General features: G+C 60.2%; 12 protein-coding genes. 6 read left to right on the top strand and 6 right to left on the bottom strand.

Annotated elements, in window-relative coordinates; translation table 11 throughout:
• Positions 1-138 precede the first annotated feature (138 nt).
• The gene (gene sodC / locus ACYVIT_RS04375) at positions 139-669 is read left to right on the top strand and encodes a superoxide dismutase [Cu-Zn] SodC (protein ID WP_415807656.1); all 531 of its coding nucleotides are present in this window, start codon (positions 139-141) and stop codon (positions 667-669) included.
• A gap of 73 nt (positions 670-742) precedes the next feature.
• On the opposite strand, the gene lon is transcribed toward sodC, so the two are convergent.
• The 4 genes from lon to ACYVIT_RS04355 all read right to left on the bottom strand — a co-directional run bounded on the left by lon (position 743) and on the right by ACYVIT_RS04355 (position 5,817).
• Entirely contained in the window at positions 743-3,097 is a 2,355-nt protein-coding gene (lon, locus tag ACYVIT_RS04370; protein WP_415807657.1) for an endopeptidase La, read from the bottom strand.
• A complete protein-coding gene (locus ACYVIT_RS04365) occupies positions 3,094-3,501 on the bottom strand; it encodes an Hsp20/alpha crystallin family protein (RefSeq protein ID WP_415807658.1) in 408 nt (135 codons plus the stop codon). The genes lon and ACYVIT_RS04365 overlap by 4 nt, the downstream gene beginning before the upstream one ends.
• A 221-nt stretch (positions 3,502-3,722) precedes the next feature.
• Positions 3,723-4,745, bottom strand: a complete 1,023-nt coding sequence (locus ACYVIT_RS04360) for an aldo/keto reductase (protein WP_415807659.1) — start codon at positions 4,743-4,745, stop codon at positions 3,723-3,725.
• A 103-nt stretch (positions 4,746-4,848) separates the two neighbouring features.
• The gene (locus tag ACYVIT_RS04355; RefSeq protein ID WP_415807660.1) at positions 4,849-5,817 is read right to left on the bottom strand and encodes a LysR substrate-binding domain-containing protein; all 969 of its coding nucleotides are present in this window, start codon (positions 5,815-5,817) and stop codon (positions 4,849-4,851) included.
• Between the two features lie 204 nt (positions 5,818-6,021).
• Here ACYVIT_RS04355 and ACYVIT_RS04350 point away from each other — a divergent pair, with 204 nt between their 5' ends.
• Genes ACYVIT_RS04350 through ACYVIT_RS04340 form a run of 3 tightly spaced genes read left to right on the top strand, consistent with a single transcriptional unit; the run spans position 6,022 to position 8,789 of the window.
• A complete protein-coding gene (locus ACYVIT_RS04350) occupies positions 6,022-6,810 on the top strand; it encodes a class II aldolase/adducin family protein (protein ID WP_415807661.1) in 789 nt (262 codons plus the stop codon).
• A 51-nt stretch (positions 6,811-6,861) separates the two neighbouring features.
• Complete coding sequence (locus ACYVIT_RS04345; RefSeq protein ID WP_415807662.1) at positions 6,862-7,824, top strand: Bug family tripartite tricarboxylate transporter substrate binding protein; 963 nt, start codon at positions 6,862-6,864, stop codon at positions 7,822-7,824.
• Positions 7,821-8,789 (top strand): D-2-hydroxyacid dehydrogenase, encoded by a 969-nt coding sequence (locus ACYVIT_RS04340; protein ID WP_415807663.1) that lies wholly within the window; start codon positions 7,821-7,823, stop codon positions 8,787-8,789. Before ACYVIT_RS04345 ends, ACYVIT_RS04340 begins: the two co-directional genes overlap by 4 nt.
• Before the next feature lie 79 nt (positions 8,790-8,868).
• Here the strand turns inward: ACYVIT_RS04340 and ACYVIT_RS04335 are convergent, their stop codons facing one another.
• The gene (locus ACYVIT_RS04335) at positions 8,869-9,861 is read right to left on the bottom strand and encodes a Bug family tripartite tricarboxylate transporter substrate binding protein (protein WP_415807664.1); all 993 of its coding nucleotides are present in this window, start codon (positions 9,859-9,861) and stop codon (positions 8,869-8,871) included.
• A gap of 94 nt (positions 9,862-9,955) precedes the next feature.
• The gene (locus tag ACYVIT_RS04330; protein WP_415807665.1) at positions 9,956-11,053 is read right to left on the bottom strand and encodes a mandelate racemase/muconate lactonizing enzyme family protein; all 1,098 of its coding nucleotides are present in this window, start codon (positions 11,051-11,053) and stop codon (positions 9,956-9,958) included.
• A 131-nt stretch (positions 11,054-11,184) separates the two neighbouring features.
• On the opposite strand from ACYVIT_RS04330, the gene ACYVIT_RS04325 reads away from it, so the two are divergent.
• Both ACYVIT_RS04325 and ACYVIT_RS04320 read left to right on the top strand, forming a co-directional pair.
• The gene (locus ACYVIT_RS04325; protein WP_415807666.1) at positions 11,185-12,096 is read left to right on the top strand and encodes a LysR family transcriptional regulator; all 912 of its coding nucleotides are present in this window, start codon (positions 11,185-11,187) and stop codon (positions 12,094-12,096) included.
• 124 nt (positions 12,097-12,220) lie between these two features.
• Complete coding sequence (locus tag ACYVIT_RS04320; protein WP_415807667.1) at positions 12,221-13,270, top strand: DUF3348 domain-containing protein; 1,050 nt, start codon at positions 12,221-12,223, stop codon at positions 13,268-13,270.
• Positions 13,271-13,277 lie beyond the last annotated feature (7 nt).

The following is a 13,277-nucleotide window of genomic DNA, read 5'->3' as shown; positions in this document are numbered from 1 at the left end:
ATCGCAAGTTGAATTTTTGCTGCATTTTGCCGCTTGCCGCCGCTCGCACTAAATGTGTACGCTAGTCACTTGCCCCATGGGTTTTACAGAATTCGGGCGCACGGTTTTCCACGCCCGAATACGTCATCCGGAGGAGTTATGAAGCGTCATCTGAAGGTCACCTTACTGGCAGGATTACTCGGTTTGGCGGCAAACGCCTATGCCGATGTCACGGTACCGCTCCACCAGGCCACGGATAAAGGCCCGGGTCAGGAAATTGGCTCCGTCAGTCTGGCCGATAGCAAGTACGGCCTGGTTTTGACGCCAAACCTGAAAGACTTGCCGCCGGGTGTGCATGGATTTCATGTGCACGAAAAAGGCAGTTGCGATGCTACGCAGCAAGATGGCAAAACCGTACCCGCGGGCGGCGCCGGCGGACACTACGATCCGGACGGCACCAAAAAACACAGTACGCCCTGGGACGACGGCGGCCATCGCGGCGACCTGCCCGCGCTGTATGTCGGTGCTGACGGCACCGCGACCACGCCAGTGTTGGCTCCCCGCTTGAAACTGTCAGAAGTCCAGGGCCGTGCGTTGATGGTGCATGCGGGCGGCGATAATCACAGCGATCATCCCAAACCGCTGGGCGGCGGCGCGGGCCGTATCGCTTGCGGTGTTATTCCGAAATAATCGCCGGTAACGCATAACGCAATCGTTCGCCGCGGAAAACTCCGGCAGGAGTCTGCCGCGGCGATCATTCCCACTAGCCCGCGGCCGCCTCCGGCTCTGCTACCGGCGCCTGAGTTTCTTGCCCATCGATCGCGTAGCGGATCGCATCCTCTATTCGGTCGAGCAACAGGAACTTCAGTTTCTGACGCGCTTCGGCGGGCACATCGTCCAGATCCTTTTCATTGCGTCTTGGGATCATCACCGTCGTGATCCCCGCACGCAATGCGGCCAGGGTCTTTTCCTTGACGCCGCCGATAGGCAATACCAACCCTCGCAGACTGACTTCACCGGTCATCGCGATATCCGAACGCACCGACCTGCCGGACAGCAGTGAGGCCAATGCCAGGAACATGGCAACGCCCGCACTGGGACCGTCTTTGGGCGTGGCACCTGCGGGGACGTGGATATGCACGTCGATTTTCTCCAACGAATCGCCGCTCCAGATCTTGGCCAGCGTCAACGCGGTCTGCGCGGATTCCTTCATCACGTCGCCCAGTTGGCCGGTCAAAATCAAGCGGCCCGCACCTGGCGTTTTGCTCGCCTCGATGAAGAGGATATCCCCGCCCACCGGCGTCCAGGCCAAACCTGTAGCCACGCCTGGCACGCTGGTGCGCAAGGCGACTTCGTTCTCGAAACGATGAGCGCCCAGAATCGCAGGCAAATCAGCGGCATCGATCACGATATGCTCGGCCTTGCCCTCTGCCACCTGCATGGCGGCGTGGCGCAGCGTCGCGCCAACCTCGCGCTCGAGTTGCCGCACGCCTGCCTCGCGGGTGTAGTCGCCCACGATGGAGGACAAAGCAGCATCCGTCAATTCGGCTTGCTCGGGTTTGAGCCCATTGGCTTCCAACTGACGCGCGACCAGATAGCGGCGAGCGATCTGGATTTTTTCTTCTTCCGTGTAACCGGGGAGTTGAATGATTTCCATACGATCGCGCAGCGGCCCTGGAATCGTGTCCAGCATGTTTGCCGTGCAAATGAACATCACATGCGACAGATCGAAATCCACGCCCAGGTAGTTGTCTCGAAATTTGTGATTCTGCTCGGGATCCAGAACCTCTAGCAGCGCACTGCCCGGATCACCATGAAATCCACCGGCGCCGAGCTTGTCGATCTCATCCAGCATCACGACCGCATTATTCGTACCCGCACGCCGCATCGCCTGGATGATATTGCCCGGCAAGGCGCCCAGATAGGTACGGCGATGGCCTCGAATTTCCGCCTCGTCGTGCACGCCCCCCAGTGCCACCCGCTGAAACGCGCGCCCGGTCGCCCGAGCGATGGATTGGCCCAGCGAGGTTTTGCCCACCCCTGGAGGGCCGGCAAAACACAGAATCGGGCTGCGGCCCTGCGGATTGAGTTTGCGTACGGCCAGATATTCCAGAATGCGACGCTTGATCTTGTCCAGGCCGAAATGGTCTTCGTCCAGGATTTTGCGCGCTTCGGTCAGGTCGATGGGCGGCTGCGGCGACTGTTTCCAAGGCAGCTCGGTCAGCCATTCCAGATAGGTGCGGAGCATGGCAGACTCGCCACTGGCCTCGCCCATGCGTTGCAGACGGCCCAGTTCCTTGCGAGCGTGGCTCAACACCTCGTCGGGCATGCCCGCGGCTTCGATGCTTTCCTTCAGGCGTGCGACTTCCGCCGCGCTGTCATCGACCTCGCCCAGCTCTTTCTGAATCTGGCGCAGTTGCTCGCGCAGCACCGTCTCGCGCTGACGCTCGTCGAATTGTGCGCGGGTGCGGTCGCCGATCTCTTTGGACAGCCGCAATACCTCGACGCGCCCTGCCAGCAGTTCGATGGATTTATCCAGGCGGCGCGACAAGTCGAACGTTTCCAGGATGTCCTGTTTTTGCTCGGGCTTGATATCGATCATGTGCGTGACCATATCGGCCAGCAACCCGGGAGACTCGATGCTGCGCACGACGCCCACCAGCTCGTCGGGCACGTTGGGCAACAGCGCAATGGCCTCTATCGCCTGCTCTTTCAATTGCAGGAAACGGGCCTCGACCTGGCTGTCCTGCGCCTCGGCCTCTGCGACCTCGGCGACACGGGCCACCATGTACGGCCACCCTTCCAGGAACTCCAGCACGCGAAAACGCGACTGCCCCTGCACCAGCAGATGATGCGCGCCTTCCTGGCCCGTGATGTAGCGGGCGATCGGCCCTTCGGTGCCCACCCAGCACAAGTCATTCGGCCCGACGTCGTTCTTGGACGGATCACGCTGCAGAAGAAACCCGACGGGGCGCTCGGTTTTCACGGCCTCTTGGGCCGCAGCAATGGAAGACTCGCGCCGCACTGTCACAGGCGACAGTACGCCGGGAAATAGCACCGCGTCGCGCAACGGAATGATGATGCGTGCGTCGTCGGGCAGAATGCGGGTGTCGCTCATGGAGCCTCCCTTACTTTGTTCAGCGTCAAAACCAGGCAGCCATCTGCCAAGGTAGAGGATTCGGGTTCCAGCGCGTGCAGCGGCAACGCGATGCGGCGGCGGAAGCGGCCGTAGGGAATTTCAAATCGATGAATGCGGGCGTTGGCCGCACACGGCATGGGGCGCACGCCCGACACCGTAATGCCGCCAGGATCGAACGCCACCACGAGCGTGTCAGACGGCACACCCGGCAGCGCCACATAGACCATGACGGCAGTAGCGGTTTCAATGATGTCCACCGGGGGTTCCCAGTGGGGTGCATCCGCGGGGCCAGCGCGCAGCAACTGACGATGCAGGCGCTCGGCGTGATCTAGCAGCGATAGTGCATCGCCCCAGATCCAGGATGAAAAATCTCGCGATCTCATGAGCTTGCCCTCTTAACCATACTAGGTATGTAGCGGCGAGTTGGCGTATTTCAAGCCGGTCGGGGCGAATCGCGATCAGGCCGCGCGGCTCAACATTTTTTGATGTGGTGCGTGAGCGACACCACGGAGACATCAAGCAAAATCCATTTGGACCGGATCCATGCCGGTCCCCTTCAGGTTACCTCTACATGATGTGCCGTGCACACCTCGTTCAGTGACGCCTACGCCGTCTTGTCCGCCACGGCGACGGGCCTGCCATAGAACGGGTAGCTGGGATCGTTATAACCCGGTGTCGAGGCATGGCCAGGCGTCACCCATGCATTGACCATGGCTTCCTCCTCAGGCGTGATCTCCAGATCCACGGCGGCGTAGTAATCCTGCATCTGGGCCAGCGTACGCGGGCCGGCGATGACGGCGGAAATCAAGGGATTGGCCAACACCCATGCGGTGGCCAGTTGGCCTGGTTTGACGCCTCGCCCTTCGGCGTAGGCTGTCAATTCAGCGGCGATTTTCAAGGATTCCTCGCGAAACTCGGTGTCCATGATGCGCTTATCCCCACGGCCTGCACGGGTATCCGCTGGGGGCTGTTGACCCGGCGCATATTTGCCCGTCAACACGCCGCGGGCAATGGGGCTGTATGGCACTACCCCCAACCCATAATGGCCGCAGGCCGGCAAAATCTCGACCTCAGGGCCCCGATTCAGCATGTTGTAGTAGGGCTGGCACACCACTGGCTGCGGCACGCCGAGTTCGCGGCACAAACGAACGACTTCGGCAATCCGCCAGCCGCGGAAATTCGACAGGCCGAAACTGTGCAGTTTTCCTGCGCGAATCAAATCGCCCAACGCGCGAATCCCCTCTTCGAGGTTCTCTTCGTGGAAGTCCCGGTGCATGTACAGAATATCGATGTAGTCGGTAGCCAGACGAGCCAGGCTGGACTCCACGCTCTGCACGATCCATTGACGGGAATAATGCGAGCGGTTCGGGGCTTTGGCCACGGCGTTGCCCATTTTGGTGGCCAGGATCCAGTCATGGCGCTGTCCGGTCAGCAATTTGCCCACGACCTCTTCGGACCGTCCGCCGTTATAGACGTCGGCAGTGTCGATGAAATTGATCCCGGCCTCGCGGGCCGACGCAACGATGCGCTCGGCCTCGTCGAACGGCGTTTGCTCGCCAAACATCATAGTTCCCAGGCACAACGGGGAAACACGCAAATTGCTGGTACCGAGACGGCGGTATTTCATTCGAGATTTCCTTGCTGAAGAAATTGAAAAACACACAGACGATCTATAAGCGACAGCGTACTGCGGCAACCTTTCAATGCCTAGGGCCTGGGCGAGCTGCCTTTCAGGGCGAACAGATGCTGGGGGTCGCCCCCAGCCATATCCCCTGCTCTGCAAACGCTCTCGCCATGCGGGTCAACATCACGCGCGCTGCGAGTCCGGCAGGTGATAACTCATCATCAGACAGGCTGACCAAAAAACATTTACGTGCCATGCGGCTGCCTGCGACGGGAATGACAGACAGGTCATCATCCTTGCCATAACCAAAAGTGGGAAAGCCAGCCTGGCTCGACAACAACGAACCTGGCTGGACGCTGGCGCCCACCCCGGCCCGCACCGCCCTCATCAAGGTATGGGCGCCGTCGATTTCGAGGATCACATTAGGCGTCGCGCCGTCAGTCCGAAAACCCTCATCGACCAGCGAACGCAAAGCATGCCCGGGCCCCGGCAGAATGAGGGGCAGCCGCTCGATGGCGCTGAGCCTGATTCCGTCCGTGTTGCTACAGGCGGGCCATCCTGCCAGATTGGGCCTGCCGATAATGAACAGGCGCTCTTCGGCCAACGGGATGACGCTCCAGCGTTTTGCTTCGATCCCCCCAAAAACGACGGCGAGATCGAGCTGCCTCGAATTAAGCATCACCTGCAGATTGCTGGTCAGGCCTTCGATAAGGCGCACATTGACTGTGGGATAACTCTCGCGCATCGCTTGCACAAAGGGCAAGGCCAACATGGTCGCAGTGGATCCTGTCATCCCCACGGTCACCTGGCCGGACAGCCGGCCTTTCTGTGCCACAGACGCCGCGATATCGACCTGTTTAAGAATGACTTGCGCCTGGTGCCAGAAATCCAGTCCGGCATCGGTCGGATAAACCCCCGTCGGCCTGCGCTGCAATAACCGCGTGCACAACTCGCTTTCCAGCATGCTGATCTGCTGGCTCAGCGTAGAAGTCGCCAATCCCAGTTCCACCGCGGCGCGTCCCATGCTGTTGAGTTCCACCACACGAACGAAAGAACGCAATTGTCTGAGTTCCATGAGAAACCTGGAAATGAGGGACCGATCAACAGATCGAACCAGTATAGCGTGTTCGAAAAAACCGAAGCCCTCTTTGCGCCAACCTAATGCGTGGGTCCGCAGAACCCGTCAGACTTTCTGGATACCCAACGTCCGCCTATGTCCGGCCACATTATTAGCCGCCAAGGGCTGAATGCACGACAACCCGTCAACCACGAGAAGCACATGTCTCATACAGGTCGAATCCATATCCCGTCGATGAAATCCCACTGCAGCGAAGCGGAATGGAAGGCCCGCGTCGATCTGGCGGCCTGTTATCGGCTGGTCGAGCTCTATGGCATGGCCGATATGATGGCGAACCATATTTCCGCCCGCGTACCGGATGAAGACGGCGCTTTCCTCATCAATCCGTACGGCATGATGTACGAGGAAATCACTGCCTCCAGTCTCATCAAGGTCGACCTGGCCGGCAATATTCTGTCCAAACCGGATTTTGGTGATTTGAACTACGGCATCAACAAGGCCGGCTATGTCATCCACAGCGCCATCCATGGCGCGCGTCACGAGGTGGACTGCGTCATTCACACGCATAGCTGGGCCTCAATGGCCGTCTCGTCTCTCGCGTGCGGGCTGCTGCCGCTCACGCAGACGGCAATGCGATTCCTGAAAATCGGCTATCACGATTATCAGGGTGTGGTGCTGGACACCAAAGAACAAGCCTCGCTGATCGAGGACTTGGGTAACGGAGAGGCCTTGATTCTGCGTAATCACGGCGCCCTTACGGTGGGCCGCACGGTCGGCGAAGCCTTTAACTGGATGCATCGACTGGAACTCGCGTGCCGCGCGCAGTTGGCTGCACAGGCTGCGCAACAACCCTTGCAGGCGGTTTCGCCTGAAGTATTAGAGGAAACCTGGAATAACTACCAACCAGGCACACGGCGCCCCTACGGCGTCATGGAATGGCCCGCATTGCTGCGCAAGCTGGATCGTCTGGACAGCAGCTACCGCGACTGACGCACCGGCGCACTTGCCGGGCTAAATAATGATAAAGACGAGGAGACCCCTATGAAAACAAGCTGCACTTCGATATTGGCCGCGGGCATTCTGACGCTGGCTGCGGCCCTACCCACCGAGGCAGCCAACTACCCTGAGCGGCCCGTCAAGGTCGTGGTGGCATTCACCGCAGGCGGCACCACCGATATCCTCACGCGCACCACCAGTGAGCAACTATCCCAAAAACTGAAGCAGTCCTTCATCGTGGAAAACCGCCCAGGCGCGGGTGGCAACATCGGCACCGAATACGTCGTGCGCGCCGACCCCGACGGCTACACCCTGATCGTCGATTCAGTCGGGCCGATCGCGGTGAACCCGTCGCTGACCAAGCTCAGTTACGACCCGCTGACCGATCTCGTCCCCATCATTCAGATCGCGACCGTGCCGAATGTGCTGGTCGTTCCTCCCGAGCTGCCAGTCAAGAATTTCGACGATTTCCTCAAATACGCCAAATCCAAAAGCAGTCTGAACTATGGGTCTACCGGCGTGGGAACATCGTCACATTTGTCCAGCTACATGCTGATGCAACGCCTGGGGGCTAAAGACGCCACCCACGTCCCGTACAAAGGCGCCGACGCCATCAACGACCTGATCGCAGGCCGGCTGGACTTTATGTTCGCCACGGCTCCCTCCGTCATGCCGCAGATCCGCGCAGGAAAATTGCGTGCATTGGCCGTCAGCACCAATAAGCGATTGGCCTCGCTGCCGGACATTCCAGCCGTCGAAGAGAAAGGCTTCGAAGATTTTGATGCCGGTTCATGGTTTGGTTTCTTTGCCCCCAAAAACACCCCGGCCAACGTCATCGACACTATCAATAAAGGCGTCAACGAGGCACTGCCCGGGCTGAAAGACAAAATGCTCAGTGAAGGCGCAATTGCAGTAGGCGGCTCTCCTGAGGACTTCGACAAGTTCACCCATGTCGAATACGAAAAATGGAAGAAAATCGTCGAACAGGCCAACATACAAGCACAATGACCGAGAACTCGCCTCTACATATCCTCTGCTCCGAAAAAGAGGCCCCGCTGCTGGCGCCTCAACTTGGATCGATGGCGCGCGCCATCGCGCTGTGCCATCCCGGCGACACTCAGGCGGCCCTGGCAGAGGCTGCCTTTATCTCCCGCGATATCACGGGCCGCTCGACCAAATTCGAGATCATGCCCGAGACGGAGCGATTCTATGACGCGATGCGCGCTGCTCCCAACATGCAATGGATGCACGTGCACTCGGCCGGGATTGATCGCGATTTTTATCAAGAGCAACAACAGCGTGGCGTTCGGGTCACAGCATCTCATGGCGCATCGGATGCCGTGGTCGCCCAAACCGCGTTGACGGGCCTGCTCGCCCTGGCACGAAAGTTCCCGCAATTAATGCGTGCGCAACAGCGGCACAAGTGGGAACCATTGTTCGGCGAACATACCCCACGCGATATCCAAGGGCAATGTGCAGTCATCGTCGGTTGGGGCGGCATCGGCCAACGTATCGGGCAATTGCTGCAAGCCCTCGGCCTGAAGGTTTGCGTCGCCAGGCATGGGGGAGAACCGGCGGGCCCTGATCTGCGCACCGTGCGCTATGACGGCCTGCGAGACATTTTGCCCGAAGCCTCCTGGCTCATTTTGGCCTGTCCGTTAACGGACACCACGCGTGGCCTCATCAGCGCGGAGTTGCTTGCGATGTTGCCCGCGCATGCTTGCCTCATTAATGTGGCACGCGGTCATGTAATTGATGAGCCCGCGCTCATTCAGGCACTACAGAGCAACCGGCTCGCTGGGGCCTTTCTGGATGTGTTCTGCCACGAGCCACTGCCTGCCGAATCGCCAATATGGGATTTGCAGAATGTCATTGCCTCCCCGCACAGCGCGGGCTTTTCTGATGGGAATCCTGCGAGGGTGCGGCAGATATTCATTGACAACCTGCAACGGTGGATACAAGGCACCCTTTGACGTGACGCGATGCCGATTCGCGTCATACGGTTGAAAAATGGCGCGCCGTACAGATAACACTGACGGCGCACTGCCATGATTACTCTACGGTAATACCACCGCGCTTTATCAACTCGCGCCACGTGGCGATCTCTGTGTTGATACGCTGAGCAAATTCCGCAGGCGAGCTGCCGACTGGATTAAAGCCCATATCGGTCAATTGCTTATGCATACTGCCGGACCGTATCGAGGTCGCGACCGTCGAAGATAATTTGTCGATCACGGCGACAGGTACGCCTGCCGGCGCAACCAGGCCGAACAAGGGTGAGAGATTCACGCCTGGCAGTCCGGCTTCAGTAAAGGTGGGCACGTCAGGCAATTGCGTTGAGCGTTGAGCACTGGTCACTGCCAATGCCCGCAAGCGCCCCGCCAAAATATGGTCACGCAGGCTAGGCACGGTCGCAAACGCAAACTGGATTTGTCCGCCCAGTAAATCGGTAAAAACAGTGCCGCCGCCTCGATAAGGCACGTGCAAGATATCAATGCCGGCTTCCTGCCGTAATTGCTCGCCGGCCAAATGCGGGCCGCTGCCTACGCCCGCGGATCCATATGACAGCGTGCCCGGCTTGGACTTTGCCAGCTTGATGAAGCCTGCCAGATCCTGCACCGGGACGGAAGGATGCACGACCAGGACAAACGGCGCCGTTGCCATCAACGAGATAGGCGCAAAGTCTTTCAGCGTGTCGTAGGGCAGACGGTCGCCTAACAAGCCGGGATTGATCGTGAAAGACGAATCCACCATCCCTATCGTGTAACCATCCGGCTTGGAGGTCGCCAGCGTGCGCGTACCGATCGTCGTACCGCCGCCGCCGCGATTTTCCACGATGAACGATTGTCCCAGCGTCTGGGTATAGGTCTGGCCTGCCATCCGCCCCAAGGTATCCGTTGCCGCCCCGGGAGGATAGGGAATGATCAGGCGCACGGGTTCCGTGGGATAGTCTGCGGCAAAAGCCGGCCGCCCCCATGCCGCTGCCATCGAACCGACGGCGAACGCGGCGCTGCCGGCTATGAATGTTCTGCGTGATGTGTTCATGGTGTCTCCTGTCTTTTCATGGATCTACGAGGCTGCGCCGATACTGACCATCCACTTTTTTGCGCAATACATCGCCGGGTTCAGATCAAGCTGTCTATTTCCGATACTGTCCTTGGGCCAGCACCTGCTCCGGATCTGCACCCAGCCCCGGCGCGTCGGGCACCGCGACCCATCCGTCCTTGATCGGCACCGTTTCGCCGTAAGGCACGTGCGCGAGCTCTACATACAAGCGCTCCAACGACACCTCGTCCTGTTGTGCGGCGATCAGATGCAAGCTCGCCAAATATCCCGGCCCGAAAAACGCCACCTGCGGCGCACACCGTACCGACGTTCCCTGGCATTGCTGCGCCAGCCCCCATGCTGCGGTAAAGCCCAGTTTGATGACGCTCGGTTGCACATACTGCACCGCCTCTTGCTCGATCAGGCGCCTTAGCGCATACACGCTGCTGGCGTTTTCCCCCACGGCCAAAGGCACCGCACATTGATGCCCTAACTGCATCAACGCCTGGTCGTCCTCCGGCGGCCACAAGGGCTCCTCGATCCAGAACGGGACATGCGGCATCATCGCAGCGATGGCGGCTGGGGCTTCGGCTGGCAGCCATGCGCAGTTGGTATCGACCATGACGGGAACCTGCGGGCCTGCTGCGCCTCGTGCTGCGCCCAAGGCATCGGCCGTGCGCTCATGCAATTTGATTTCGGTATAGCCTTCGTTCAGAGCACGCGTCACGACTTCGTGCAAACGTTGCGCATCGCCGTAGTACTGCAACAAAGACGCGTAGGCGCGAACGCGATCCCGGCGCTTGCCACCCAGCAGCGCATAAAGCGGAACGCCTTCGCGCTTGGCGCGTAAATCCCATAGTGCAATGTCCAGGCCTGCCAGCGCATGCACTACCGGCCCTGATCGCCCCAGGTTATGCAGCGTACGCTGCATGACCGGCAACAGCGTCGGGTCCGCGGCATCTTTGCCGCATGCCAGCGGCGCAATCAATGTCTCGAATACCGCCTGCAGCGCGCGCGGCTCTACACAATAGGACTCGCCCCATGCGACTGTACCGTCATGAGTCTGGACACGAACCAATGCGCTGTCCAACTTGTCGCGCGGACGCCCCGCAAACAAAGGGGGAGGATTCCAATGAAAAAAAGGCAGTCGCATCGGGATGCAGTCGACGGACACAATCGTATTGGCGCTCATTGATTCGGCTCGAGCCGAGCACCGCGGATCTGGCGGGCAGCTCATCTCACAAAACAGGATGACCAGGATTGTGTTGGCTCGCTTCCCATATGGTCAAATAGATAAATCAGCTGATTTCATACAAATTTCATATGCTCAACCGTCGCGAACTGACCTTGTTGCGCGCCATGTACCAACACGGCACGGTGACCGCCGCAGCCGCTGCTGCTCACATGACGCAGCCGGCAGCCAGCGCCCTGCTGCGCGATCTCGAAATCCGCCTCGGCTTTGCGCTCTTTAGCCGCGAAAACCGCCGGCTGCAGCTCACGAGTCAGGGACGCACGTTGATACCCGAAGTCTTGAACGCGCTGGCCGGGATTGAAGCCGTCGACCGGTTGGCGGGAGACATCCGTCAAGGCGCTCAAGCGCGCTTGGCGGTGGGTGCTGTAGCTATCGCCGCCTCCAGCCTGCTGCCCGCAGCACTGGCCAGCATGCGCGAGCGCCATCCTTCGATCGCCGTCACCGTGCGGGCAGGCACAGCGCTGGAAATCATCGAAATGGCCGTAGATCATCGGATCGATCTGGGTATCATTATTGGCTCCCCCGCCGATCAGACGCGCGTAGCCAGCCAGCGACTCAGCCCGCTGAGCTTGTATGCCGTCATGCGCGCCGATCACCCTTGGGCCGAATTGCCCGACCTGACGCTGGAGAAAGTCGCGGCAGCCTCCCCCATCGTGCTCGCAGCGGCCCTGCCCGCCGGCCGTGCTACCCGGCAGGCCACCGAGGGGCGTGGCCTGGCCTTTCAGCCCACGATCGAAGTCGCCCAGTCATCCGCCGCCTGCGCCCTCGCTGCCGAAGGATTGGGTATTGCCATCGTCGAGAGCCTGGGCGCACGCTATGCCCAGCGTCAGGGATTGCTGGCTCGCCACCTCCTGACGCTCTCCGATCCGGTATTGGCGCTGGTATGGGCTCACGACCGTGCGCTCAGCGATGCCGCGCGATGCCTGCAGCGATGCCTGCAGTCGCAGGCGACAGGCCAGACTGAATCATTGCTGCCGGCCTGACGACACGATTGCGCATAATTTGTTCACTTTTACCGATTTCAGGGGGTAAAAACGCGCAAAAGGGCGGCAACACGTGCCCATCTGCCTCACTCCCTGTAAACTGCCGGATTTTGACTCCGGCCGTATGGTGCAAGTACTCCGGCGAGGTGTCAGCGGCCCCACGCTTATCCGTCTGCTTGCCCGGCTGACGGACGCTGACGTTTCCGAATCCCGCCAACCCCTGTCAGATCGACTCAGCCTATGGTTAGGCTGGACGGACGCGATCGCCCTTTCTACTGTGTTAGAAGGCGGTCCGTTGGCGGTGACCGCCAATCCAAAGTCGCTCGATAGCGCCGAAATGCGGGAATACGATCGCATGCGCGCGGCGCTGACCTATGCCATCGCCGACGAAAAGGCGTATACGGCGGACGTGTTTGTGCCCACTCAACGCGGCGCGCCACGAACCGCCCCTGTCTCGCCCGACGAGGCGCTGCTCGAATACACGATTTACCGGAAACGCTATCAGACAATCCAGCAGGCGATGGAAACCAGCATCGCCAAGCTGCGGGGCAGCCTGCGAGCCGTTCTCGCCGCGCAAACACCTGACCGGGCTCGCCTGGCCATGGTGGACGCTATCCTGGAACGCTCATTGAGCCTGCAGGAGCGCCGGCTTTTGGCTACCGTACCCGGTCTGCTGGAAAAGCACTTCAAACGTCTGCGCCAAGCCGCTCAGAAAGCCGAAAAAGAAGCCCAAGAGCGCGCAGCGAAAGCCGCCGAGGCGGAGACGGCTGCGTCTGCTGGCCCGGCCGCCGACCCCGTAACTAATGTCGCCCAGGCAGACTCCGTCGGATCCTCCCGTAGCGAAGGGACCCAGTCCGCTGGCGAACCCGTGCCGCAGACATCAGCCTCCCAGGCCTCTGCAGCAAAAAATATCGCATCATCTCGCTTTGCAGCGGCAACGGCCACGACTGCCGAAGCCGCCGCAACGACCTCTCCCGCTGTCCAACCCACGACGCGCGCCGTTCCCTTGGCCAATACCCGCTACACAGCGAACCGCGCCAATAAACCGGCCGCGCCCGTCGTGCCCTTGTGGCTCTCCACGTTTCGCAAAGACATGCGCAGCGTGTTGCTGGCCGAACTGGACATCCGTTTACAACCGATCGAAGGCTTGCTAGCCGCTCTGCGCGCCAGTTGACCGAACC

This window comes from Bordetella muralis, assembly GCF_054781015.1.
This window is presented reverse-complemented; position numbering and strand designations above follow the sequence as displayed.